Below are 25,075 nucleotides of genomic sequence, written 5' to 3' on the forward strand. Positions count from 1 at the left end.
GATTCTGTAACTGTTCAAGATCCGCAGGGCTCATTGGTACCCCTCTATAAGATATTGTCGCGGAGCTGGGAAATATGTTTCTCGGTCGACATTTAACTCCCGAAGATCATTTTTCTTGTTAGTCTGGGAGAGAGTTTTGTCGTCTATGCATGTGGCCTTTCATTGCAATCTGGATCAAAGAAGCTATTGATATCACCCGCAAATGGCCTTGGGCCAACGGTGCCACGCCGCCAAGGCCCCTAAATTAGGCTATTTATCAATTCTATATATCTTAATGAGTTACAATAGCTAACGAACAATTAGACGGGCACACCGGATACTCAGAGCGCACAATGAGTTCGGCACATAACAAAACAAGCCAATCGGACTGCTTTGCCGCTCGCTGCATTGAACTTTAACGTCCTCTTCTCGCTCTTAGCGGTCGTTATGCCCCCTTCAGGCATATCTGGTTCGATACAGCAGCCCACCATCATGGAATATAAAAGCATGAGTTCAACGCCTTCCCCACTGCATTACCGTTGTATTTCGCTCATTTCTGCGAGCCGCCTTCCAGCAAACGGTATTGCCCGGCGTGGGTAAGCGTTGTATCGTATTGTTGTACCTGCAAAATCAGGTGCCGGGATTAGCCTCCTGACCTAACTTCATCGGCGACACTTGCGCGTTAGCGCTTTTTTTGTGTCGTGCGTACTGCTACACCTCAATGGTGGGCCGGACGGGGGCATCGAAAGATGCGCCGGTGCGATGAGGCCGGTAAGGCTAACTCTGTTCGGTTCCACCACCCACGAGATTAGCCTCTCCGGTGGTGGTAATAACACCCTACTCATCGGAGGCTGCCCCATGGCAACACCCCTCACCCCTGTCTGCACTTCAGATACCGTCCCTGATTTCACCCACTGCGAGTTTTATTCCCATGTTGAAGCGCGCGCGATCTCTTTATACGGCGAGTGGATGGCCCAAGCCGGATGGATTGGCCCCTATATTTCCATACACTTTTTATCACTTAACCCATGACTGGTTCGTCGCCGCAGATATTCCCGTGGCGAACGATACCCCAGTGCACTATGCGGATGCCATTCGTTGTAATGTTCGAAGGCCTCCGCAAGGTTCTTTACCGCTGTTAACCCGTCGGGTTTCGGCATGATGCTGATGTAATCGCGCTTCATCGTTTTCACGAAGCTCTCTGCCATCCCGTTGCTTTCCGGGCTACGTACCGCCGTATGTTTAGGCTCCAGTCCTACCATTCTGGCGAACTGACGCGTCTGATAAGAACGGTAGGCTGAACCGTTGTCTGTCAGCCACTCAACTGGGGATGTCGGCAGGCTGTTACCGAAGCGACGCTCCACGGCACCCAGCATGACGTCCTGCACGGTTTCACTGTCATATCCACCGTTACTGGCCGCCCAGTAAAGTGCCTCGCGATCGCAACAGTCCAGAGCGAACGTGACCCGCAGTTTTTCACCGTTATCACAGCTGAACTCGAAGCCGTCAGAGCACCACCGCTGGTTACTTTCTCCAACGGCCACTTTCCCTGTATGCGCCCGCTTCGATGGCGGTATTTCCGGTTTACGCTCAAGCAGCAGCGCATTCTGACGCATGATGCGGTATACGCGTTTGGCATTGATCACCGCCATGTCGTCAGTTTCTGATTGTCTGCGCAGCAGTGCCCATACCCGACGATAACCATAGGTGGGCAGATCGCCGATAACGGTATGGATACGGGCCAGCGCGTCAGTATCATCAGGCTTGCGCTTGCACCGACGATCCTGCCAGTCCTTCGACCGACGGGCCATGGCATGCAGTTGCGCACGTGAGACCCGGAGGCAACGACTGACAAGGCTTATTCGCCATCCTCCGGCAACAAGGGCACGTGCGCTATCCACTTTTTTTGTCGGCCATATTCAACGGCTTCTTTTAGCAGCTCGTTTTCCATGGTTTTCTTGCCCAACAGGCGCTGCAGCTCTTTAATTTGCTTCATCGCAGATGCCAGCTCCGACGCGGGCACAACCTGTTCTCCTGCGGCAACGGCTGTAAGGCTGCCTTCCTGATACTGCTTACGCCACAGGAACAGCTGACTGGCAGCAACGCCATGCTGACGGGCGACCAGCGACACGGTCATTCCGGGCTCAAAACTCTGCTGAACAATGGCGATTTTTTCCTGAACACTTCGCCGTCTGCGCTTCTCTGGACCTAAAACATCAATCATTCGGACTCCAACGACTAGTCTAAAAACTAGTATTAAGACTATCACTAACTTAAGTGATACCAACTGTCTGGAGATTCAGGGGGCCAGTCTACCGGATTTGTTAACGGGATGCCGGTTAAAATTCGCGTGATGAAAGACTGCATTGTGATTACCCCGCAAAATACTCGCGAGCTTTGGGGCTGTCTTGAAGGTATGAGCGCAACCTATATCAATCAGCGCAAAGTAAAAACATGGCTTAAAACCTTTCCGGGGGCCTTGAATGATACCGGAGAGATTCCGGCGATTAAGCGACGTAAGCGCTTCTGACAACAGGGGCAAATGTTTGCTAATGGAAAAGCCGTTGTGAGTCACCCGCGACCATCAGTAATCGCATTATCCTTAAGGGATATGGACGGCACACTTAAAAAACCCGGCGTCGTGGCCGGGTTAGGTTTTGTCGATTGCGGGTTAAATGAAGGCTGCGGGCGATACATTAAACCGGCTAGACAGCTTTCTAATGTGGTTTACACTTAACTGACGCTCGCCATTCAATACACGTGAAACCATAGATTTGCTGCCGATTTCATCTGGAAAATCAGAAATGGTGAGATGGTGCTGATCCATTAGTGTACGCAGAACAGCCAGCCCAGCCGGGATAGCATCCATTTCAGCGCGTAGCGCCTGAAACTCAGGTTGCTGGTTTTCATACTCACTTATACGAGCACAAACAATGTCCAATAGTGGGCTTGACGGGGTTTCAATCAATAATTCTTCAACCAGCGCCAGGGCATTGTTGTAGTCTTTTTTGCTGGGACTATCCCCCAGCAGAGGAACGGCAGCAACAAGGGCTTGTGTTGCTTTTAGTGCTTCGGTGGCAATCATCATTTTTTCCCCTTCGTTCGGTGCTGCGCTGTGAATTTATCGTACTCTATATGATTAAATATATGCCGGATGTATAACTTTCGGCTCTCAAAAAATATGAGTGCAATGACGCGTAAACTGTTGTTTGAAACGTTAATAACGTAATGCTTATCAAGGTACTTAAAGTTATCCAGTGATGGATAATACTGTCTTAATGCTTCTGGCGTTGGACAGTTTGCCTTTTCGATGGTGCGACCAAACAGCAAAATTTCTTTCCTGTGCTGCGGGTACCTTTCGCATCCCTCACTGATTGCCAATATGTCAACCGGGGTTATGATTCCACCCGCATAAAATTAGCAAACAGTGTATCTCCAACATGCCTGGTTCGATACACCAGACCACAATCACGGAAGATGAAAGCATGAATTCAACGCCTACCCCACGACATTACTGTTAACTATCGCTCATTTCTGCGAACCGCCTTCCAGCAAACGGTATTGCCCGGCGTGGGTAAGCGTTGTATCGTATTGTTGTACCTGCAAAATCAGGTACCAGGATTGGAACCCTGTCCCAACTTCATCGACGACATAACGCGCGTTAGCGCTTTTTTTATGTCGTGCGCACGGTCACATCTCAATGGTGGGCCAGGCGGGGGCATCGCAAGATGCGCCGGTGTCGATGAGGCCGGTAGTTCCAACCCCGTCTGGTTCCGCCACCAATGAGATTGGAACCTCTGGTGGCGGTCATCATCACAACTCATCGGAGGCTGCCCCATGGCAACACCCCTCACCCATGTCTGCCATTCAGACACCGTCCCAGATTTTACCCACTGTGAGTTCTATTCCCATGTTGAAGCGCGCGCGATCCCTTTATACGGCGAGTGGATGGCTCAAGCCGGATTTGTTAACGGGATGCCGGTTAAAATTCGCGTAATGAAAGACTGCATTGTGATTACCCCGCAAAATACCCGCGAGCTTTGGGGCTGTCTTGAAGGTATGAGCGCAACCTATATCAATCAGCGAAAAGTCAAAGCATGGCTGAAAACCTTTCCCGGCGCGCTGCAGGATACCGGGGATATTGCGCTGATTAAGCGACGTAAACGCTTCTGACAACAGGGGCAAATGTTCGCCTCTGACGAGTGGGAAAAGTCGCGCGTCTTTAGCGGATCAACGGCGATAAAACCGGGTTAGGTTTATCGCCGTTTTTTTGATAGGCGAGTTTGTATCAGCCCCAGACATCAAACATCAAACATGGGTTCATGTAAGGGATCGTGTGATTAGTGCAGTTGCAATACTCATAAGATTTCGCTCGCTGCCGAATAACGAGCAAATCAAATACTCGACTGTTGGAACTACGTGCAGCGATACCGCTCCGGCCGGTCGTCAACAATTTGCGGCTTTACGCACCTTCACGAGCCTGGAGCCATTCTTCGTGGATCTTCTGTACTTTACTCCACAGTTTTTTAAGCGATATCTCAGAAACGTTTTCGAAAGTCAGACCGAATTCATCTCCCAGCACGTCCTGCCACTCTGGTAAAGATGTTGAGGTGTGAGTCGTCACGGCTTCGCCATCGGTTTTTGTCAGCACACAACCTCGCATAATCGTTTTGCCATGTGGTTTCCGAAGCTGTGCCGTAACAACTTTGGCATATCCCGATTCTGGGGAATGCATATTAAAGTGATGCCGGTCTACGAAATCATCCATAGAAGCGCGTTGCTCAGCCATATTCACTCCCGCGATCCAGCACGATGGATCGGCAATGAGATGCCAATCACCCACGCCGCCCTTGCCCACGGCTTCCATGCCAAACTGCATCGAATCCTGGCAAACGGTCGTATTCATCAGAGGCATTTGTTCATGGAGCGCATCACCAAGGCCGACATCCACCCACCATCTCCCGTTAGGATTAGTTTCACTCGGCAACCCCTCAGCGATGATAGCTGCATGGTTTTCCAGTTTTATATGCTCAGGGCCTTCTGCGCCGTGGACGTTTGCTGGGTGAAGACTCACACGATAACCAAGGTGGGTGAGTAGCGTATGTAAGCCGCCATTCAACTGAAAACAATAACCCCCTCGTCGGGTTGTTGCCGCTCTTCTGAAACTTTCCATGGCGTCAATTCCCCAATCCTGCCCAAGGTGGATCCAGAATGTTTCGTAAGGGATCCGCTCTACATGCGCTTGATGTAAACGGGTAAGTGCCTCAATGGAGGGCTTTTCGGCGTCAAGGCCAAGGCGAGCCAGATAGGCTTTTACTAAATCGTTCATGCTAATGTCATATTCCTAAGTCTGTGCGAGGTTGCTCAGCGATATCATCGTCAGATTAACAGTCTGTAGATATTGTCTTGTCATTTTTGAGAGCTTATCAGCACACAGATTTTGTGTTTTAAAAGTCCTGATGGCGTCAGATACATGCTGAATCGACTCCATATTAGACATCTTTCTATCAATACAGGCATTTCCAACTGAAAGTGACTGTATTTTAATATCCACATTCAGTACTGTGTAGCGTCTAAATTGAGAATTATGCTTTCATATTTGAGAGGACTGGATGGACTTAAATGCCTTAAAAATGTTTGTTCTGACAGCCCGCTGCGGTAGCCTTTCTGCAGCAGCGCGAGAAAACAACATACCGCTTCCGACGCTAAGCCGTAGGATCGCTGAACTTGAACATGCGCTGGATGTTGTTCTGCTCGAACGAACGGTAAAAGGTTGCAGAGCAACAGAGGCGGGGAAAAAATTGCTGGATCAGGCCAGTTCGGCCATTGATACGCTTAATGATGCCGAGCAATTCCTCACCACTGCCGATTCCCGCATTACAGGTCGATTACGCCTGACAATGCCTCAATCACTTGAACCGTGGTGGGAGATCATCAGGCAGTTCCAGCGGTTATATCCGGGTATTGCCATTAATGTTTATACGACTGAACGTCGAGTGGATTTAGTTTCTGAAGGTATTGATGTCGCGCTGAGGGTTGGAAGCATCTCTGATGATGATGTCGTTGCGAGCCATCTCATGGATTTCAGGCATATTCTGGTCGCCAGCCCGGCGCTTTTTCAGGGCAGTGAACACCCCAAAGAACCGTCAGACCTGATGAAGTACCCCTGTGCCGCCTGGGGTTCGGTGATAGGCGCGCGCCCGGTGTGGATGCTCGGTGAACATACCTACGATGTTCCAGCGACCTTCATCGTCAATGATTATCTTCATCTGCGCTCAGGAGCCCTTGCGGGTGACTACATTACCGAGTTACCTGCTTTTTTTGCTGCGGAATACATTCATAGTGGAAAACTGATTGAGGTTTTACCTAAGACACGCTTACCCTTCTCATCATTGAATCTGGTTTATAAAAAACACAGACATGTTTCCACGGCGGCCAGAGCCTACATAGAATTCTGCAAGGATAATGTGCATGTGCTAAGGGAAAAAAGCCGCGTTCCCTCAGATAGTGAAAATGTGGGTCCTTAACCTTATTATCAGTTAATCAAACTGATGGCGTAGAAATTATTAATATCGTTAACTTTCGGTTATTTGTACGAGTCGCATAACAGCAAACTGAAGAGTTTCTTGCCCTCCTCCTTCGACTTTACAAATATGTATCATATAAGTTCTAATTGTGTGAATAATCCTGCAAAGGCACTTCACCGTGAGGATTTCAAGATGGCTCCCTTTCATCAACTGACGGCCACCAGCCTGCGTGGCGAACGCATCCCCATGGCAGACTATGCTGGCAAGCTGGTACTGGTGGTGAATACCGCCAGCCATTGCGGTTTCACGCCACAATATGCAGGGCTTGAAGCGCTCTACAAAAAGTACGCCGCACAGGGTCTGGTGGTGCTGGGTTTCCCCTGCAATCAGTTCGGCAAGCAGGAACCCGGCGGTACTGATGAAATCGCGCAGACCTGCCACATTAACTACGGCGTGAGCTTCCCGATGTTCGAGAAAGTAGAGGTCAACGGCGCAGCAACGCACCCGCTGTTTCGTTATCTGAAAGAGGAATTGCCCGGCGTACTGGGTGGGCGGATCAAGTGGAACTTCACTAAATTTTTGATCGGACGCGACGGTAAACCGCTTAAACGTTTTGCCCCCATCACGACCCCGGAGAAGATGGAAGCCACCATCGTTGCTGCGCTTAAAAGCTAAGCATTGCTGTCTTCGTGTGAGGATGAGGTTCGCGCCAAACGCTAATCAACAAAGGGATACGACATGCGGTTTAACTCTTGCAAAGGATTAATTCTTTGCAAAATGGTTGCCGGGGCTACTGTCGTCATTTTTCGCCATATCCATTAATAACGCGATACCAATATAATTGCTCCAGTTAAAGGTATTTTGCAGTACCACTACCGCATTGCCTTTTTCCTTATCAAAACCGATAAAACTGGAATAGCCCCCAATATACCCTACCTGATAAGTGATTTTTTCCTGTTCGATAAAGTCGGTGGCCCAGGCAATCCCCTGTAAACCGTCGGGTCGTTGAATATCGGTATTGCTGACTTCGTCAAATACGCTATCCAGTAAGCGGTTGTTGGTCGTCGATACATGATAGCGGGCATAGGTGGCCAGATCTTCGGCGTTACTGTATAAACTCGCAGCCGCCACCATGTTGTTAGAAAAATGCCAGTCTGGAGTGAGTTGTCCGCGCGCAATGAATTTAGGCTGGTCACCCGCGTGGCCAAGCGCGCGCTGCGGATATCCTTTTAACTTCTGCGGCGTAAAACTGCTATCAGCCATGTGCAACGGTCGAAATATATAGTGCGAGGCTAAACTCTGTATATCTTCGCCGGTTTTATGTTTCAGGATATAGCCGATCAAAGCGTAGCCAATATTGGAATATTCCGGCGTTTTATCCTGTGGTGCCCGCCAGTTGGCCAGATAATGCAGCACGTTATCGCTATCCAGTTCACCATAAAAATTCTCCCCGCTGCCCAAATAACCGATGAATTTTCCCAACATCGGAATATCCATATTCTGACGCGGCAGGCCGGAGGTGTGAGTCACCAATTCCAGTAGAGTAATTTTTTGTGCATCCGCGCTAAGCGGCGTATCTGGCGCAAGCAATGTCGCCAGATTATCATCCCAACGCAGTCGCCCTTCATTCACCAGACAAGTCACCACTTCTGCCGTGATCCCTTTGCTGAGCGAGCCGAGGGCAAACAGAGTATCAGGCCTGACCGGGTAGCGATGAATCGCATCAGTTACGCCCCAGTTGTAAAACTGCGGTGAACCGTGGTTGTGGATCACCGCGACCGTCATCCCAGGAACAGATTTTTGCGCCATATAGTGACGCACCACGCTATCAACGTCGCCGTCCAGCGACTGATGAGTGAGGAGTTCCTGGGTACCTGCCGGGGATGACATTTGCGAAAGCGTACCGCAACCGCTAAGTGACGGGATAACAATCACAAGCCAGCGAAATGATTTAAGTCTGTTCTGCATACTTCTTAATGTGAGCGGGGGCGTTTGTGTGCCGGAAATGTACCACACTTAGCCTGCCGGAAAGCAAGAAAGGATAAGTTACACAACGGAATTGTAATCCCTTTACTGAGTGAGCCGAGGGCAAACAGAGTAGTCAGAATCTCAGCCGATAACAATCTGGATGCCCGTACAATGGCCCCCATTGGTCGGATGGAAGTCAACAGAACAGGCTGTAACCACCACATAGAGATCTGTTTCAGCAAGTAGAACGACATTCCCACCGGGTGGATTATTCGAGGCGAGTACCTCAAGCTTACCGTCAACCTGGGGTTCTGAGCATTGGAAAAAATTAACCGGGTCAGGAACGATGGGAAGTGATATGTCAGCCTTCCGAAGTGCTCCAAGCATATTGTCGCGACAGTTCGGATGGCCGGGCAAGCCAGCCCGTTCGTAAAGACCGGGGTTACAAGCCGGGAAAAGCATATCGTGCGGGCATGGTGAGTTATCCTGCATTAAGGTGAGTAAAGGTCTCGCTTTTACACTGTAAAAAGACTCACCTGGCGCGGGGAATAATCGCTCTGTTATATCTCGAGTCTGCGAGGTACTTAGCCAATCAATCTCACCTGTGCCCATAGAAATTGCCCATAAGTCTGCAACCTGTTGGCCTTCAGGATCAATTACGCGGAAGGTTTGGCCTTTTGCAATCCAAAAACCGCGGCCTTCCTGTGGAGGAATATCTATCTTTACCTGCTCGCTCATTTCCTGACATCCATTCTGAATATAAGCATGGAAGGTTAACAAAATTGTTGCGGGGTAACTAATAAATGATTAGGGAATCAACTGCAATGTTATGCAAAAACGTTCTGAGTCTTCAGCATTTCCGCTCCTCGCTCAAGGCAGTTCCTGGCTGTTGCCGCTAACACGTTTGAACCACCAGCAAGAAACGACACCATCACTGCAGCAGGAATATCTTTTCCCTCTACACATGCTCTGTTGACTTATTCTGTAAAAAGATTACTTTTCAGGACATGAAAAAAATACTCATCATTGTCCCCGATGGCGGCATGCTGTTTGAATCCGCCGGTATTGCCGACATTCTGATGCAGGCCAACCGTCTGCATCCGGAAGGTGCTACGGACATCTGTTACCAGGTCCAGCTAGCGACAACCCAGCCGCATCAGGTGATTCATGGTCAGTCCGGTTTAAACCTGCTGGCCGATCATCGCCTGCATGAGATAGACCCTCGCGAGCCCCTCGATACCATCATGATTACCGGCAGAGGTCAAAATCCGCAGGAAGGGATTGCGGTGGTTGACTGGCTGCGTCTTGCCGCTCCCCATGCTCGCCGCATTGCCTCCATTTGCGGTGGTGCGATGCTGCTGGCGCAAACCGGGCTACTGGACGGCAGACGCGCCACCACCCACTGGAAGCTACTGGAATCCATGCAGGCGGAATATCCTCAGGTGCGCGTGGAAGGCGGTCCGCTCTATATTCAGGATGAACACATCTGGACCTCAGGCGGGGTTAGCTCCGGCTTTGACCTGACGCTAGCGCTGGTTGAAGAGGATTACGGCTTCAGCCTTGCGCGCGACATCGCTCAGGATTTCGTCATGTATCTGCGCCGCCCCGGCGGCCAGCTGCAGTTTAGCCGCTACAACCTTCAGCAGACCAGCACCCTGGGCCCGATTAACGATCTGCTGGCCTGGCTGCTTGATAACCTCACCGCCGACCTTAGCGTGGATAAACTGGCGGAAAAAGTCGCCATGAGTCCGCGAAATTTTACCCGCGTGTTTACCCGTGAAACCGGCGCTTCGCCAGCGCGCTACGTCGCCGAAGCCCGTCTCGCCGCTGCCCGACAGCGTCTGGAGCAAACTAACGAGACGCTGGGGCGTATCGCCGAACAAACGGGATTTGGCAGCAGCATTAACCTGCGGCGGCTGTTTGAAAAACAACTTCACCTCACACCTGGTGAATATCGCCAGCGCTTTCACTGTCGTAAAATGGCGTAAAGTGATCCTTTTTTGTCATTTACGCCAATCACTGACCGGCCTACATTAGCTCCATAGACAACAGATAAGGAGTTGATCATGGTAAAGGTCGGTATTAACGGTTTTGGCCGTATCGGACGCAACGTACTGCGCGCTGCATTGGATAACCCGGATATTCAGATTGTGGCAATCAACGATCTGACAGACAGTAAAACGCTGGCGCATCTGTTGAAATACGACTCGCTGCTCGGAAAACTCGACGCCGACGTTACCGCCGGTGAGGGGCAACTGGTGGTTGACGGTAAACCCATTACCGTGTTCAGCGAACGCGACCCGGCCAATATCCCGTGGCGTGAGCGTGAAGTCGATATCGTCATTGAAGCCACCGGCTTCTTCACTGACCGTGATAAGGCGGCGGTGCATATCCACAGCGGTGGCGCAAAGCGCGTGATTATCTCTGCTCCCGGTAAAAACGACGATTTAACCATCGTGATGGGCGTTAACGATGGGCTCTACTCCCCGGATAAACACTTTGTCGTCAGCAATGGGAGTTGTACGACCAACGGCCTGGCACCTGCCGCACAGGTTCTGCACCAGCATTTTGGTATTAAACATGGTCTGATGAACACCACCCACGCCTACACTAACAGCCAGGCGCTACACGACCAGCCGGAAAAAGACCTGCGTGGTGCCCGCGCCGCCGCGCTGTCGATAGTGCCTTACTCCAGCGGTGCCGCGAAGGCACTGGGCAAAGTCATCCCTGAGCTCGATGGCCGTTTAACCGGTTACTCGCTGCGCGTCCCGGTTCCGGTAGTGTCCATTGTCGACCTGACCGTCACGCTTGAGCAGGATGTGACGGCAGAAGAGGTCAATAATGCGTTTCGTGAAGCCGCCGCGACGGGACCACTGAAAGGGATCCTCGGCTATAGCGATGAACCGCTCGTCTCAAGCGACTACCAGGGTGACCCACGCTCTTCCATTATCGACGGTCTGTCAACACTGGTGATTGGCGGCAATATGGTCAAAATACTGGCGTGGTACGACAACGAATGGGGATTCTCAAACCGCCTCGTCGACCTGGCGCTGTTGATGGCAAGGCAGGAAAGCTAAGCCAGTGAGGTTTTATTCATCGGTGAAAGCACACGCAATTGACTTGTATGATGAACTACTCCACACGATATCGGGGATATTGCGCAGGTGAATCGTAGCAAGCACATGTGGCTGCCTCATGAAAAGCATAAATGCCCTCAAGGGGCATTTATGCTTTTGCTGCAATGCGCGGAATGCAAATATTTTCTGGTCAGGTATTCCTGTTGTCCTTGGAAATATTTAATGCACAAATAACGCGATCAAAATAATGATAGGAATAGGCACACCCAGAAAGAAAAGCAATATTGAACGCATAGGTTCCTCCTTTATAATGAATATTGAAAGCTATAAATCACGCTGACGGCCGCCATAGGTTGCGCAGAGGCTGGCAACAAACGCACCGATTAACAGAGAAATAAATGACCACAGGGTGATATAGCTAGTGGTTTTTCTGGCAGTATCTGCGGCCTGCTGCGCTTTATTTTTTGCCTCTTTCAAATTGGCCTGCGCTTTATCATAAACAGCCTGGACACGTTGCTCGGCCTCTTTCTGACTGATGCCAGTATTTTGAGAAACTAACTGCGCCACATAAGTCAGGTCATCCGGGGGAAGCGCGCCAGAATAAATACTGTTAGCAAAAATACCCGTAACCTCTGCTAATTGCGCTGGTGACTCGGTTCTTGGCGGCGCGGGCTGATTCATTGCCATGACGTCATTACCTGATGGATTTGCAGAAAGTCCGCTGTTTTCTGTCGGGGTGGGACCGGTCGCCCTAAAAAGTGAGCGGGTAAAATATTCCATCGATGACTTCGACAGCACAGAGGATTCGTCACCCGCATTATTCATGGCGGTTGCCGTCGCGCCCCCGGCAACGGAGCCCACCACTTTTGCGCTACCGCCAATGAGGGAACTGATGGTTGTGGTCAAAAGGACTGCGGATACAAGCAATGCGACGGCCCACGTCAAAAAACCATGCGCAGTATCGCGAAAATAAACTTCATTGGTATGAGTATCAACCCATTTCGTACGAAGGCGTCCGGCCAGGTATCCCCCCATTCCTGATGCCACGATTTGTGTAAATGTCAGCCATGCGATAGCGGCAATGCCTACGGTACCCGCCGCAAGGCCGTGATTTTCCCAAGGGGAAATGGAGGTAAGGCCTAATCCTGCGCCAAGCATAAGCAACATCAGCGCCAGCGAAGCCGCTGCAGCTGCGCCTGCAAATATTGCCCCCCATGATACCGCGCTTGCGCTGTTTACAGCTGCGGCAGGCAAGTGCCCGGCGGGTTCCTGATTGCCTAAATTGGTAGATTCGTAGATATTCGTCATTTACGTTGTCCTTTGGAATAACTCTTTAGTCCCGAAGTCGTATTGCACAAACGTCCACAGCAGAAGTTTACCTGCCAGATCTATGGCAACATCGAGTTGGGTAATAAACGAAGCAGCTATCACTACCGCTTGAATTACCGCTTGAATTGCGGGCGAATCGATATAAAGCCAATCATCTTAATTAATACGAATTAACGATGCATGAATTTAATCAACAATTTGATATTAGTAGAAGATATTATTTTAACCATTTTTTATCGCCAAAAATATCACATTGCAAGTGTAAGCAACTGTAAATAATAAGGATATATTTGAAGGTGAATTTGCCGCGATAATGTCCATTACAGGCAAACACTCTTAATTTTTCTGGAATTATCTTATTTTTGTGGCAGTCATCCTCTGAATACTTGCATTTATTAAAAATGGCGTACATTTCTATTTGCATTATCGATTATCTAATACGCCAGATTTAAACGTAATAAATTGCCTTACTGCGGCCAGGTTTACCTATCAACCTGGCCACAAGAGCCGCGCAGGGAATGTTCGCTTCTCGCCCATTGCCCAGCCGGCCTTATCATCGTTACCGTGGCCATACCTGCGGAAACTCGTCGGCGACCAGCGGCTCACCGTCGCGCAGCTTAAGGCCTGGAAACGGCGGCGATGTCACCCCGCCGCGATCGGCGAAAGTGGCATCGTCCCCCACCCACCGAGCGGAAAAAACCCGGCGCGAACGCGCGGTTGAATTCCCCTTTGCCCCATGCAGCGTACGAAAATGAAACGCCACCGCATCGCCCGGCTCCAGCGCCCAGTTCACAATGTCATAATCTTCCTCATGGGCATCAATATCCGGCAGCTCTTTAAAGCGCGTGTGTGCGTAGAGCTTTGAACCGTTAAACCGCGTTGGGCTGAATTCGTCATCCCACAGATGTGAACCACGAATGCAGCGCAGCGAAATCTCCTCCGCCACCGGATCCAGTGGGATCCATAAGCTCACGTTCTGCCGCCCTTCCACGCAGTAATAGGGCTGATCGTGATGCCATGGCGTAACGGTACTGCCGCCAGGCTGTTTCACTAGCGTGTGTTCGTGGAAAAACTTCGCCGTCTGCGAGCCCATTAGCGCCGCGGCGATTTCCGCCGCCGGAGACTGAAACACAAAATCCGTAAATTCCGGGATCCGCGCCCAGTTGCAGTAGTCCTGAAAAAACGGCGCGGAACCGTCCTTTGGGATCACCGTTCGCGCATGCCCATACTCGCTGGGATTTGCCATCAGCGCGGCGACGCCGCCCGACAGGCTCTCGATCCACGGCGTAAATACGCCCTTGAGTAGCACCACGCCATCCGCCTGCCAGCGGTCGATGGTCTGTTGATCAATACGCGGGGAGTGCTGGTTTTGCATAGTCGCCATCCTGTGTTGATAGATCAGGTGAGAGAATCGGGGGTATCGGCGCGCATCCACGCGCAAAGGTTTTTCAACATCGCCATACAGCGTTCCATCTGGGAGATGCTGATATACTCGTCCGCCTTATGGCCCTGCTCCATGCTGCCCGGCCCGCAAATGAGGGTCGCAATGCCCGCCTCATCAAACAGGCCGCCTTCGGTACCGTAGGCAACCGTTGTGAGACTGTCGTTGCCGCACCACTGCGCCAGCCAGCGGGCAAAGTCCGACTGCGGGTCGCTCAACAGTCCCGGATAGTAGCTCAGCGGCTGGAAACGGATATCGCAACTCTGCGCCACCTTGCGCATCGCCGGGAGAAGATGCTCGCGGGCATAATCGCCCAGGGCGTCTGTCACCGACTGTGGTCGGGTGCCGGGCAAATAGCGGATTTCAAAATCAAACCAACAGGATTGTGGGACGATATTCAGCGCAGCGCCGCCGTGGAGGGTTCCCACCTGCAGCGTGCCAGATGGCGGGGAAAACCGGCTGTCCTGTTGCTGCGCGAAGCTTTCACCCAGCGTATCCAGCCGGTTAATCAGCTTCGCCGCATAGCTGATCGCATTAACCCCTTGCGGAGCATAAGCTGAGTGACAGGCGTGCCCCTCCACGCAGCAGCGCATGGCGAGTTTGCCTTTGTGCCCATAGACCGGACGCATTTCTGTCGGCTCGCCGATAATGCACAGCGCCGGTTTCTCAGCCGACGCGCGGAGAAAATCCACCAGGCTGCGCACGCCCAGACAGCCGACTTCCTCATCATAAGAAAACGCCAGATGCAGCGGCATTCGCAGCGGCGCGGCAAGAAACGCCTCCAGCGATGCCAGCACGCAGGCGATAAACCCTTTCATATCCGTGCTGCCGCGACCGTAATAGCGCTCGTCGCGTTCGGTCAGCGCAAACGGCGACACCGTCCACGCCTGGCCATCCACCGGCACCACGTCGGTATGGCCGGAGAGCATCACGCCGCCGGGACCCGACGGGCCGATTCGGGCATACAAGTTCGCTTTGCGCCCTTCGTCATCATAAAACAGCTGTGACGCTATGCCGCGCGCGTGCAAAAAGTCGGCGACCCAGGTAATCAGTGCCAGATTCGACTCGCGGCTGGTGGTATCAAACGTCAGCAGCTCTCCGAGGATCTCCCGCAGGCGATTACTCATCGCCCGGCACCCCGTAGGTCGGCGCTTCACGCGGGTCCAACGCGCGGGTGATGTACGCTTCCATTTGCGGCTCATAGGCCCGCCACAAGGCTTCCAGCGCCGCCACCGGGTTCTCCTCCGCCCAGTCCACGCGTAAATCAACGACTGGCCAGGCGTAATCTTCCACCACTTTCAGCGCCGCCGAGTGCTCCGGCCCCGCTTCGCCGCCCGCGTCAATTCCCGCCTGTAGAGCCGTAATCAAACGGCTGGCCAGTTCACCGGTAGCGCCTTCGAACGCCGCCGTCATAGCGATAATGACCTGCGGGTTGGCGAGCATATTTCCCGCCGCCACGCAGTTCTCGCCCTGCGCCACCTGCCAGATACCCAGCGTATGCTCGCCGCTGAAAACAGCGCTTTCACCGCTGGCGTCGATCACCACCACCTGGCGATAATCACTAAATCGGTCTTCGCCCAGCGCCTGCTTCAGGGCCTGCTCCGGGGGGAGCCCCGCTTCCAGCCCGGCAAGGATCTGCGGCCCAAGCGCGGGCAGCGTAATATTCTGGCTGGATACCGCGCCAACGCCAGGTAGCAGCCATGGGCAGCGAGCGCCGACGGCAATGCTCGACGAGCTAATCGCGATCCCTAGCTGACCTGATTCCGGGCACAAGGCGGAAATAGAAATGGTCATAACGCCCCCTGTTCATTCCAGTCATCAGGTATCACCGCCGTGACATCAATTTCCATCAGCCACTGCGGCTGCGCGAGAGCCGACACCACCACGCCGGTCGAAATCGGAAACACGCCTTTCAGCCATTTACCCACTTCCTGATACACCGGCTCGCGATAGCGCGGGTCGATAAGGTAGGTCGTCGTTTTGACGATATGCGTCAGATCGCTTCCGGCCTCTTCCAGCAGCTGCTTAACGTTTTTCATCGCCTGCTCCGCCTGAGCGCGCGGGTCGCCAAGACCCATCAGGTTGCCGTCAAAATCAGTTCCGACCTGGCCACGAACGTAAACGGTATTGCCTGCGCGTACCGCCTGGCACAGATCGTTGTTGAGCGTCTGATTCGGGTAGGTCTCTTTGGTGTTAAACATCCGAATGCGGGTATGTGTTGGCATATTTTTCGTCCTCAAATCAGGCATTAGCAGGAGGGTTGGTAGTGTTGATACTGGCGCTGAATGGCAATCTGATCGGCGATATATTTCGCATCGTGCCATACGCCCCAGATAAAGGTTGAGCCACGACGAGAAAGCCAGGGTAAGCCAAGGAAATAGACGCCCGGTTCGCTGGAGACACCGCGATGATGCTGCGGACGCTGCTGTTCATTGAAGGCGTCCACCTTCAGCCAGCGGTAATCGGTGGTATAGCCGGTGGCCCAAATAATGCTGCGCACGCCCGCTTTTTGCAGGTCGAGTTCAGCGAGCGGATGGGTCAGGCAATCAGGGTCGGGCAGGAAGAAGCGTGCCTCCGGCTCTTCTGGCAGCGTCAATCCGTTGCGGGCAATATAGTCATCGGCGGCATCGAGCAGCGCCAGATAGGAGGCGTCACCAAGGCGAATATTGTCCGCCAGATCGTCGCGGAAGAAGGCTTTCCCCTCGGTAAAGGATTGGGTTTGGCCAACCAGGGTAATGCCCTGGTGCGCCAGTTGTCGGAAATCGACGGTATTTCCGCCCCGCGCGCCGCTGACCGCAATCGTCACGTGCTCTTTTCCAGGTTGGTTGGCTGGCGCATCCCACAGTCCTAATACTCCCAGCCACCAGCAAAAATCACGCTGACGGTAGCGGCGCGGCGGGCGATCGTGTGCGCCAACGGACAACCACACCGCGCGCCCTGCCCGGCGTAACTCATCAGCGATTTGCACGCCGGAAGAGCCTGCGCCAACCACCAGCACGCCACCTTCCGGGAGGTGCTGCGGATTGTAATATTGCGCAGAATGAATTTGATGAACTGCGCTATCCTGCGGCGCGATAGCCGGGATCGTCGGGCGCTGGAATGGCCCGGTGGCGGCGACGATGCGCTGAGCCTCGATGATTCCCTGCGATGTCTCGACACGAAAGCCCGGACGCCCGTCTAAACGTTCAGCGCTGAACACCTCAACGCCGGTGCGTATCGGGGCATTAAACGTTTTGGCATAAGCGGCGAAGTAGTCGGCGATCTGCTCTTTGGCGACAAAACTGTCGGCATCGCAGCCGGGAAACGTCATGCCGGGAAACCGATCGTGCCAGGCAGGTCCATTGGCGACCAGCGAATCCCAGCGGCCGCTGCGCCAGGCCTCAGCGATGCGTTTTTTTTCCAGTAACAGATGGGGGACGCCGTGATGGGTCAGATGCTCGCTCATCGCGACGCCTGCCTGTCCCGCGCCAACCACCAGGGTATCGATTTCTGTAATCTGCTCTGTCATTTCTGTGTCCTTCAAGCACGGTTGTCCGGCTATTTGCCGGAATTGACAGAACTCAGGTTAAGTAAGTGTGATGAAATGGTAAAATATTATAAAACGTTCCTCTGAATAGAAATTTATGAGGCTATATAAACAATAAAAAATAATGCTTCCTGTTAGCAAAATAAAATAATCAGACCTGATGCGGCGTTAACTCAATGCTGCGACAATAATCCATAAAGAGCTGCGTCGGGCGCGTGGGTTCATTATTTGTCAGATGTGCCATAATTAATGTGGATGCCGGCATTTCATCGGCAATATCCAGCTGCACCAGCTTTTCACCATCATAGGTTATATCGCAAAGCGGGCGGGTAACCAGTACCGAAAAGCCTAATCCCTGCCCGACCATGCAGCGCACCATTTCAATAGATGGCGAACTGTAGGCAACTTCCGGGTGATAACCTTTCTCTTTAAATATCGAGACAAAATAGTTTTTGCTGGGAACCGCATCGAGCAAAATCATCGGTTCCCGGCTTAACTCCTGAAGCGTGACGCATTTTTTCTGCGCCAGCGGATGAGACGCAGGCAACAAAGCATAAGGTTTATGCGGCGCATTCAGCAGCTCTTTATGAATGGAGTGCCCTAATTCCAGATCGTAGACCAGCGCCAGATCGAATCGCCCACGGTGCAGGCCATGCATCAGTTCGTGCTGTTCGCCATCGTAAAGCTGGAGGGTGATTTCGGGATACATTTTTTTAAACCCGGCCACCAGCTTTGGCATATACAACGGCGCAACGGATTCAAAGCAACCCACAGAAATAGTCCCGGAAACCAGCTCTTTATCCGCCCGCGAATTCTGTTCAAACTCATACGACAGCCGCAGTAGCTCTTTGGCTTTATCGTAGAAACGCCGTCCGCCAGAGGTCAGGGAAACGCCCTGCGCATGATGGCGGATAAACAATTGCTGGTCGAAAGTGCTTTCAAGGTTTTTAATCGCAATCGAGATTGATGGCTGAGCAATGTGCAGCTGGCGGGAGGCCTCGGCAATACTCTCCGTTTCCACCACCGTCACGAAATACTTTAGTTGTTTGAGGGTAAATCGGTTCATAGCATCACCATTGATAAAATATTGTCTTACTGCAATCAGGCTTAGTTTTCCGATATGCAACTTGCAAGCCTCGTGCCATACCGATTTTGATTAAAATATTGATTGGCCAGTCGCTAACTCTATTTCTTCGCTTCTTATTTCTCGGGCGATATTTACCGGATTGCACCATAACGTCTCGCGCTGCACCTTATTGGCTCACAACACGCCCCACTATTGCGCAAATTTTCATCTCATGGGAAATTCGGGTTAAAAATAACAGTGATTGTTTTTAAGTTGTTTCAATACTGTTTCGCATTAATTGCGTTGAATTACTTAAGGTTAATATTACTGTATAGTTTTTTTAAACTTAAAGACCAAAAATTTACTAATTGCCTCCAGTGGAATACTGCCAGCATAGTGTCATTGCAATATGAACGCTGGCGACTCCCCATTTTAGAACATTGGAATCGCCTTAATTTCCGTTAATGATGGCGAGTGAAATAGCCCATGACGTTTAACTGGAACTATATGTTAAGCCTGCTCAGCGATGTCGATTTTTGGCAGGCCACCTGGACCGTCATCAAATTAAGTTTGCTGACCTGGGCTTTCAGTATTGTGCTGGGATTTATTCTGGCGCTGGCAAAACAGTCGCCGCGCAAGCTGTTTAATGTGCCTGCCCGCCTCTATATCTGGCTGTTTCGCAGTATGCCGCTGCTGGTGCTGCTGATTTTTGTCTACAACATGCCCCAGGCGCTGCCGTCATTTGCGCCGGTGCTGAATGACCCGTTCTGGGCCGGGCTGCTGGCGATGGTACTTAGCGAGGCCGCCTACATCGCTGAAATCCATCGCGGCGGGCTGCTGTCGATCCCGAAAGGGCAAAGCGAAGCCGCTCGCGCACTCGGACTGCGCTATGCCGGAACCCAGTGGCGGGTGGTGATCCCACAGGCGCTGCGCGTGGCCCTGCCTGCATTGGCCAATGAGTATATTGCCATCGTCAAGCTCAGCTCGCTGGTATCGGTCATATCTCTGACCGAAATCTTAATGGTCGGCCAGCGCCTCTATTCGCAGAATTTCCTGGTGATGGAGACCATGGCGGCGGTGGCGTTTTATTACATCCTGATCGTCACAGTCTTTGATTTCCTGCTCAAACGCCTGGAGACCTGGCTCGATGTCACTCAGCGCAAAACCACGCGCCCGGTGGATGAGGAAATGCAGCGACTGGCGACGGTCCGGCGTCCGGCGATGGCCCGCAGCGTCAGCGTGGCGCAGGAACCCGCGCTACAGGCCTCAAAGCTGCATAAAGCCTATAACAATGTCGAAGTGCTGGGCGCGGTCAGCCTGCAAATTCAGCCCGGTGAGGTAGTTTCCGTTATCGGCCCGTCTGGTTCCGGTAAAACGACGCTGATTCGCCTGCTAAACGGTCTTGAGCAGATCGATAACGGTGAGATCAAAATCAACGGACAACCTTTTATTCACCTGGATCGGCAGGGACAACAGAAGCCGCGTTTTATGGAGAACAGCGAACATCGCCAGAATATCGGCATGGTATTCCAGAGCTTCAACCTGTTCCCCCACCTGACCGTTCTCGGCAACCTGCTGCTGGCGCCGCGCTATCACCATCTGGCCAGCGAAGGCGAGCTGAAACAGCACGCCTGCGAACTGCTGCATAAAGTCGGCATGCTGGAACACGCGTGGAAGTATCCGCATCAGCTTTCCGGCGGCCAGCAGCAGCGGGTAGCGATTGCCCGCGCGCTGATGATGCGCCCGCAAATTATGCTGTTTGATGAACCGACCTCGGCGCTGGATCCGGAAAAAGTTAACGAGGTGCTACAGGTTATCGAATCGCTGGCTCATGAAGGCATCACCATGGTGATCGTCACCCATGAGATGAACTTTGCCTTCAAGGTTTCCGACCGAATTGTGTTTATGGAAAAAGGTCGCGTGGTCTGCGACGACACGCCTGCGGCAATGCGCGACGGCCAACACCCGCGCGTGGATGCCTTCCTGAAAGATGTCTCTTTGGCTTAACGCCTCCGTTCCTCAAAGGAGAAGATTATGATTGCGCAGTGGCAAATCGAACAGTTTCATCAGCAGGGTTTTCTGGTCGTCGAAGAGGTGCTTAACGCAGAGGAGGTCGCCCTGTTGCAAGCCGATTTCGACGCCTGGGTCGAAGAGAGTCGGCAGCATAGCGAAGTCTGGGGGGAAACTCTCGACGGTCGACCGCGTTTCGATCTGGAAAACGATCATGCGGCCCACCACCCTTCGCTGCGCCGGGTAAGTTCGCCCACGGAGATTTCCGCCGCCTTCCGCCACGCCGCGCTAGATTCAAAGATGGCGGCGATTGCCGGTCAGCTTATCGGCGGCAGCGGAACGCGTTTTCATCACAGCAAAATTAACTCCAAACTGCCGCACACCGCAACGCAGGTAAAATGGCATCAGGATTTTCTGTTTACCCCGCACAGTAACGACAACATCATCACCGCCCTGCTAATGGTCAGTGAAGTGACGCCGGAAAATGGCCCGCTCAACGTGGTGCCGGGCAGCCATCAGGGACCGCTGTGGTCCCACTGGCAAAACGCGCGCTTTACCGGCTCGGTGGACCCGCAGGTTGAAGCGGCCCACTGCCAACAGCCGCAAGCCTGTTTTGGGCCATCGGGATCGGTATGTTTTATGCACACTCGCCTGCTCCACGCCTCCAGCCCGAATGAAACCGACCTGCCGCGTACGCTGTTTATCAGCGTGTATGCCGCGGAGGACGCCCTGCCGTATGGCGAAAATCCGCTGCCCAGCATTCATGCCGGGCAGATGGTTGCCGGTGAAGAGAGCGGCCTGGTGCGCAGTACCGTTAATCATTTACGCCTGCCGCAAAAACCGCGCGGCGCATCCTTTTTCGTCCAGCAGGCCGGTACCGATCGCGCCAGCATGTAATTTGCCCACTCCCTGGAGGTTGTATGAAACGTATTAATGCTTTGCGCCCTTCTGCCCTGCTCCTTTGCGCCACCGGTGCCCTGACGTCCTTTAGCGCGCTGGCCTTCCAGCAGCCGGGAAAAATCACCGCGGGTTCGGATATGACCTTTTTCCCGTATGAATATATGGAAAACAACAAACCCGCCGGATTCGACATCGAGTTCCTTGCCGGACTGGCGAAAACCATGGGCCGCGAGGCGGTGAATATTGATACCCGTTTTCCGAATTTAATTCCGGGCTTACAGGGCGGGCGTTTTGATATCACCAACTCGTCGATGTACATCACCGCCGAACGTCTGAAGGTTATCGATATGGTGCCCTATCTGAAGAGCGGCGAAGCGATCCTCGCGCTGAAAGGCAGCGATTATCAGCCGAAAACGCCGGAAGAGTTTTGCGGCCACAAAATTGGTTCCATGGGAGCCACCTCATGGCTGGCGCAATTGCAAAAGCTCTCCACCGATTACTGCGTGAAAAAGGGCCTGAAGCCGATTGCGCTCAGTGAATACACCACCGACCCGCAAACCACTCAGGCGCTGCTGTCGCGGGCGGTAGAGGCGCAAATCACCGATGCGGCGGTGGCGCGCGGTGTCATTGATAAGCTTGGCGATCGGGTGGTTATCTCATCGGAAACCCTGATTTACCCGGTGCTGAACGGTTTTGGGGTGAAAAAAGGCAACAGTGAGGTGAAGACCGCACTGGAAGAAGGCCTGAAGAAATACAGCGCCACACCGGAATACGCTGCGTTGCTGAAGAAATACAACTTCCAGGCGCCGACGCAAGAGGATCTGCAAACCCTGATGCCAAAAGCGGAGTAATTGTATGGCCCGGTCTTATGAAGAACAGACGCGTATCGACCTGGCGGCTACCTTTCGCATCATCGCCCATCTCGGGATGCACGAGGCGGTGGCCAACCACTTTAGCGCGGCCATCTCGGCGGACGGCAAAAAGTTCCTGCTGAACCCGAAGTGGAAACACTTTTCGCGGATCCGCGCCAGCGATCTGCTGCTGCTGGATGCTGATGATGAAACTTGCGCCCATCGGGCGGACGTAGACGCGACGGCGTGGGCGATTCACGGGCAAATCCACCAGCGTCTACCGGAGGTGCGGGTGGTGCTGCACCTGCATCCAGTTTACACCACCAGCGTGGCTTGCCTGGAGGCGCCGCATATCCCGCCGGTTGATCAGAATACGGCGCGCTATTTTAACCGCATTGCCGTCGATACGCTTTATGGCGGCATGGCAGACACCACGGCGGAAGGTGCCCGACTGGCGTCGCTGCTGGCCGATAAGCGCCGACTGCTGATGGGCAACCACGGCGTGCTGGTAACCGCCCCGTCTATTGGCGAGGCATTCGATGATATCTGGACGCTGGAACGCGCCTGCCAGATTCTGGTGACCGCCTGGTCAACGGGGCAGCCGCTGAAGCAACTCTCTGATGAGGTGGCGGAGAAAACCGCTCAGGATTGGGAGGGTATCGCCGACTTTTCACGTCAGCATTTCGAAGAGATGAAGCAGATAATGATCGACGCCGATCCGTCGTTGCTGGACTGACGGCTTATTCCCGGAGAAAGGCGCCCGGTGAGGCGTTAGCCGCCACCGGGGAAAACGGATTAATACCGTACGCAGACCGATTTCGTTTCGCACCAGTCATTCAGCCAGTCCGGGCCAAAATCGCGCCCGGTGCCGGACTGCTTCATGCCGCCAAACGGCAGGTTGGCGTCAATCAACGTATGGCTGTTAACCCACACCGTGCCCGCCTGTAGACGGTCGGTATAGTTCAGCGCCTGCGTCAAATCGCGCGTCCACACGCTGGCGGTCAGGCCAAAATCGCTGTCGTTCGCCAGACGCAGTGCTTCTTCGCCGTCGGCAACGCGCACCAGGTTGACCACCGGGCCAAACACCTCTTCACGAGTGAGGCGCAGGTTAGCATCCGGGTTAATCACCAGCGTCGGCGGTATGTAGAAACCCTGCGCATCCGGGCCAACGTTGCCGCTGATCAATTCCGCGTTCTGCTGGCGGGCTTCGTCGAGATAAGCCGCCACTTTAGCGCAGTGCGCTTTCGATACCACCGGGTTAATCTGGGTAGTTTCCAGCATCCCAGGTCCCACCTGCATCGATTTCACCGCCTGCTCAAAACCACTGACCAGCGTATCGAACAGCGGCGCTTCGATATAAATCCGTGAACTAGCGGCGCAAACTTGCCCTTGGTTGAGGAAGCTGCCGGTCATCAACCCTTCGATCACCCACTGGTGGTCGGCATCTTTGAGCACGATAGCCGGGTTTTTACCACCTAATTCCAGGGTTACGCGGGTCAGGCGGTCGGCGGCCACGCGGGCAATCTGTTTACCGGTGGCAGTCGAGCCGGTAAAGCTCACCTTCGCCACCTGCGGGTGCGAGGTTAACGCCGCGCCACACTCGGCACCGCTGCCGGTGACCACGTTGAACACGCCATCCGGCACGCCCGCTTCCGTTGCCAGTTCCGCCACGCGCAGCAGGGTCAGCGGCGTGGTTTCCGACGGTTTAATGACAATAGAGCAGCCAGCCGCCAGCGCGGGCATCACTTTCCACATGCCAATCATCAGCGGGAAGTTCCACGGCACGATCCCGGCCACCACGCCAACCGGCTCTTTTTTGGTCCACGCCTGATAGCGTGCGCCCTGCGGGAACGGAATCGACACGTCCAGCGTGCGGCCGCTGATCTTGGTGGTCAGCCCAGCGGTGTAGCGCATCCAGTTCAGGGTGCAGCCCACTTCAAAGGCGCGGGAAATGTTGATTGATTTGCCCTGCTCCAGCGTTTCAAGCTGCGCCAGTTCTTCGCCATGCTGTTCAACCAGATCGGCAAAGCGCAGCAATATGCGTTCGCGATCCGCGGGCGTTCGCCCGGCCCAGCAGCGGGAGACAAACGCACGCCACGCAGACATCACCGCGCGGTCGACGTCTGCGGCATTAGCATCCGCCGTGCTGGCGATGGCCTGCCCGGTGGCCGGGTTCCAGACGGTTAAGCGCTTTTCACTCTCTGCCGTCTGCTGCGCCCCATCGAGATACAAACCATGCTGTCTGTCTAAAAACTGCTGCACGCTGGCAAGTAGCGCGACCTGTGATGTGGACATACCCCTTCCTTATTGTTCGCGGATAGTGGTTTCAGTCTAAGTCGGGGTCGCCATTCGCGCTTTTTTCTCTGTGACATTCGCTTGTGCCGCTGTGACAGGCTCCGCA

General features: G+C 53.3%; 25 protein-coding genes. 11 read left to right on the plus strand and 14 right to left on the minus strand.

Going from position 1 to position 25,075, the window contains the following annotated elements; genetic code table 11:
• Positions 1-974: 974 nt before the first annotated feature.
• A protein-coding gene (locus HV213_RS15745) for an IS3-like element ISEc36 family transposase (protein WP_110129298.1) occupies positions 975-2,203 on the minus strand; the annotation gives its coding sequence in 2 pieces (ribosomal slippage) (positions 975-1,888 and positions 1,888-2,203; 1,230 coding nt in all).
• Between the two features lie 108 nt (positions 2,204-2,311).
• Between HV213_RS15745 and HV213_RS15750 the strand changes: the two genes are divergently transcribed.
• A complete protein-coding gene (locus HV213_RS15750; protein WP_181482422.1) occupies positions 2,312-2,509 on the plus strand; it encodes a SymE family type I addiction module toxin in 198 nt (65 codons plus the stop codon).
• A 141-nt stretch (positions 2,510-2,650) separates the two neighbouring features.
• Here the strand turns inward: HV213_RS15750 and HV213_RS15755 are convergent, their stop codons facing one another.
• Both HV213_RS15755 and HV213_RS15760 read right to left on the minus strand, forming a co-directional pair.
• Complete coding sequence (locus tag HV213_RS15755) at positions 2,651-3,064, minus strand: helix-turn-helix domain-containing protein (RefSeq protein ID WP_275944295.1); 414 nt, start codon at positions 3,062-3,064, stop codon at positions 2,651-2,653.
• Positions 3,064-3,378: a type II toxin-antitoxin system HigB family toxin gene (locus HV213_RS15760; RefSeq protein ID WP_181486429.1), complete on the minus strand. Its 315-nt coding sequence runs from the start codon at positions 3,376-3,378 to the stop codon at positions 3,064-3,066. The genes HV213_RS15755 and HV213_RS15760 overlap by 1 nt, the downstream gene beginning before the upstream one ends.
• 343 nt (positions 3,379-3,721) lie before the next feature.
• Here HV213_RS15760 and HV213_RS33745 point away from each other — a divergent pair, with 343 nt between their 5' ends.
• Entirely contained in the window at positions 3,722-3,976 is a 255-nt protein-coding gene (locus HV213_RS33745) for a hypothetical protein (RefSeq protein WP_442788168.1), read from the plus strand.
• Positions 3,907-4,152: a SymE family type I addiction module toxin gene (locus HV213_RS15765; RefSeq protein ID WP_442788169.1), complete on the plus strand. Its 246-nt coding sequence runs from the start codon at positions 3,907-3,909 to the stop codon at positions 4,150-4,152. Before HV213_RS33745 ends, HV213_RS15765 begins: the two co-directional genes overlap by 70 nt.
• Positions 4,153-4,441: 289 nt before the next feature.
• Here HV213_RS15765 and HV213_RS15770 read toward each other — a convergent pair whose 3' ends face one another.
• Entirely contained in the window at positions 4,442-5,308 is an 867-nt protein-coding gene (locus HV213_RS15770; protein WP_181482425.1) for an arylamine N-acetyltransferase family protein, read from the minus strand.
• A 283-nt stretch (positions 5,309-5,591) separates the two neighbouring features.
• Here HV213_RS15770 and HV213_RS15775 point away from each other — a divergent pair, with 283 nt between their 5' ends.
• Positions 5,592-6,506, plus strand: a complete 915-nt coding sequence (locus tag HV213_RS15775) for a LysR family transcriptional regulator (protein WP_181482426.1) — start codon at positions 5,592-5,594, stop codon at positions 6,504-6,506.
• Positions 6,507-6,698: 192 nt separating this feature from the next.
• On the plus strand, positions 6,699-7,181 hold the full coding sequence (locus tag HV213_RS15780) for a glutathione peroxidase (protein WP_181482427.1): 483 nt from the start codon (positions 6,699-6,701) through the stop codon (positions 7,179-7,181).
• A gap of 87 nt (positions 7,182-7,268) precedes the next feature.
• Here the strand turns inward: HV213_RS15780 and HV213_RS15785 are convergent, their stop codons facing one another.
• Together HV213_RS15785 and HV213_RS15790 are read right to left on the minus strand one after the other, a co-directional pair.
• A complete protein-coding gene (locus tag HV213_RS15785) occupies positions 7,269-8,474 on the minus strand; it encodes a serine hydrolase domain-containing protein (RefSeq protein WP_181482428.1) in 1,206 nt (401 codons plus the stop codon).
• A 141-nt stretch (positions 8,475-8,615) separates the two neighbouring features.
• Positions 8,616-9,212 carry a DUF1989 domain-containing protein gene (locus HV213_RS15790; RefSeq protein WP_181482429.1) on the minus strand — a complete coding sequence of 199 codons (597 nt, stop codon included), beginning with the start codon at positions 9,210-9,212 and terminating at the stop codon, positions 8,616-8,618.
• A 269-nt stretch (positions 9,213-9,481) separates the two neighbouring features.
• Between HV213_RS15790 and HV213_RS15795 the strand changes: the two genes are divergently transcribed.
• Both HV213_RS15795 and gap read left to right on the plus strand, forming a co-directional pair.
• Positions 9,482-10,462: a GlxA family transcriptional regulator gene (locus HV213_RS15795; RefSeq protein WP_181482430.1), complete on the plus strand. Its 981-nt coding sequence runs from the start codon at positions 9,482-9,484 to the stop codon at positions 10,460-10,462.
• 78 nt (positions 10,463-10,540) lie between these two features.
• Entirely contained in the window at positions 10,541-11,551 is a 1,011-nt protein-coding gene (gene gap, locus HV213_RS15800) for a type I glyceraldehyde-3-phosphate dehydrogenase (protein WP_181482431.1), read from the plus strand.
• Positions 11,552-11,875: 324 nt separating this feature from the next.
• Here gap and HV213_RS15805 read toward each other — a convergent pair whose 3' ends face one another.
• The 7 genes from HV213_RS15805 to HV213_RS15835 form a co-directional block, all read right to left on the minus strand.
• Entirely contained in the window at positions 11,876-12,859 is a 984-nt protein-coding gene (locus HV213_RS15805; protein WP_181482432.1) for a hypothetical protein, read from the minus strand.
• A 580-nt stretch (positions 12,860-13,439) separates the two neighbouring features.
• Positions 13,440-14,255, minus strand: coding sequence for a phytanoyl-CoA dioxygenase family protein (locus tag HV213_RS15810; RefSeq protein WP_181482433.1), 816 nt, complete (start codon positions 14,253-14,255; stop codon positions 13,440-13,442).
• Between the two features lie 23 nt (positions 14,256-14,278).
• Positions 14,279-15,448 (minus strand): acetylornithine deacetylase, encoded by a 1,170-nt coding sequence (gene argE / locus HV213_RS15815; RefSeq protein ID WP_181482434.1) that lies wholly within the window; start codon positions 15,446-15,448, stop codon positions 14,279-14,281.
• A complete protein-coding gene (locus HV213_RS15820; RefSeq protein ID WP_181482435.1) occupies positions 15,441-16,115 on the minus strand; it encodes a DUF1028 domain-containing protein in 675 nt (224 codons plus the stop codon). Before HV213_RS15820 ends, argE begins: the two co-directional genes overlap by 8 nt.
• The gene (locus tag HV213_RS15825) at positions 16,112-16,546 is read right to left on the minus strand and encodes a RidA family protein (protein ID WP_181482436.1); all 435 of its coding nucleotides are present in this window, start codon (positions 16,544-16,546) and stop codon (positions 16,112-16,114) included. Before HV213_RS15825 ends, HV213_RS15820 begins: the two co-directional genes overlap by 4 nt.
• Positions 16,547-16,569: 23 nt before the next feature.
• On the minus strand, positions 16,570-17,829 hold the full coding sequence (locus HV213_RS15830) for a flavin-containing monooxygenase (RefSeq protein ID WP_181482437.1): 1,260 nt from the start codon (positions 17,827-17,829) through the stop codon (positions 16,570-16,572).
• Between the two features lie 169 nt (positions 17,830-17,998).
• Positions 17,999-18,913 carry a LysR substrate-binding domain-containing protein gene (locus HV213_RS15835; protein WP_112215697.1) on the minus strand — a complete coding sequence of 305 codons (915 nt, stop codon included), beginning with the start codon at positions 18,911-18,913 and terminating at the stop codon, positions 17,999-18,001.
• A 486-nt stretch (positions 18,914-19,399) separates the two neighbouring features.
• Between HV213_RS15835 and HV213_RS15840 the strand changes: the two genes are divergently transcribed.
• Genes HV213_RS15840 through HV213_RS15855 form a run of 4 tightly spaced genes read left to right on the plus strand, consistent with a single transcriptional unit; the run spans position 19,400 to position 23,410 of the window.
• Entirely contained in the window at positions 19,400-20,920 is a 1,521-nt protein-coding gene (locus tag HV213_RS15840; protein WP_181482438.1) for an amino acid ABC transporter permease/ATP-binding protein, read from the plus strand.
• A gap of 27 nt (positions 20,921-20,947) precedes the next feature.
• Positions 20,948-21,820 (plus strand): phytanoyl-CoA dioxygenase family protein, encoded by an 873-nt coding sequence (locus HV213_RS15845; protein WP_181482439.1) that lies wholly within the window; start codon positions 20,948-20,950, stop codon positions 21,818-21,820.
• A gap of 23 nt (positions 21,821-21,843) precedes the next feature.
• Positions 21,844-22,674, plus strand: a complete 831-nt coding sequence (locus tag HV213_RS15850) for an ABC transporter substrate-binding protein (protein ID WP_181482440.1) — start codon at positions 21,844-21,846, stop codon at positions 22,672-22,674.
• Between the two features lie 4 nt (positions 22,675-22,678).
• Entirely contained in the window at positions 22,679-23,410 is a 732-nt protein-coding gene (locus tag HV213_RS15855) for a class II aldolase and adducin N-terminal domain-containing protein (RefSeq protein ID WP_181482441.1), read from the plus strand.
• Between the two features lie 59 nt (positions 23,411-23,469).
• Here HV213_RS15855 and HV213_RS15860 read toward each other — a convergent pair whose 3' ends face one another.
• The gene (locus tag HV213_RS15860; RefSeq protein ID WP_181482442.1) at positions 23,470-24,969 is read right to left on the minus strand and encodes an aldehyde dehydrogenase family protein; all 1,500 of its coding nucleotides are present in this window, start codon (positions 24,967-24,969) and stop codon (positions 23,470-23,472) included.
• Positions 24,970-25,075: the final 106 nt, after the last annotated feature.

It is taken from the genome of Klebsiella sp. RHBSTW-00484, assembly GCF_013705725.1.
Classification (GTDB): Bacteria; Pseudomonadota; Gammaproteobacteria; order Enterobacterales; family Enterobacteriaceae; genus Klebsiella.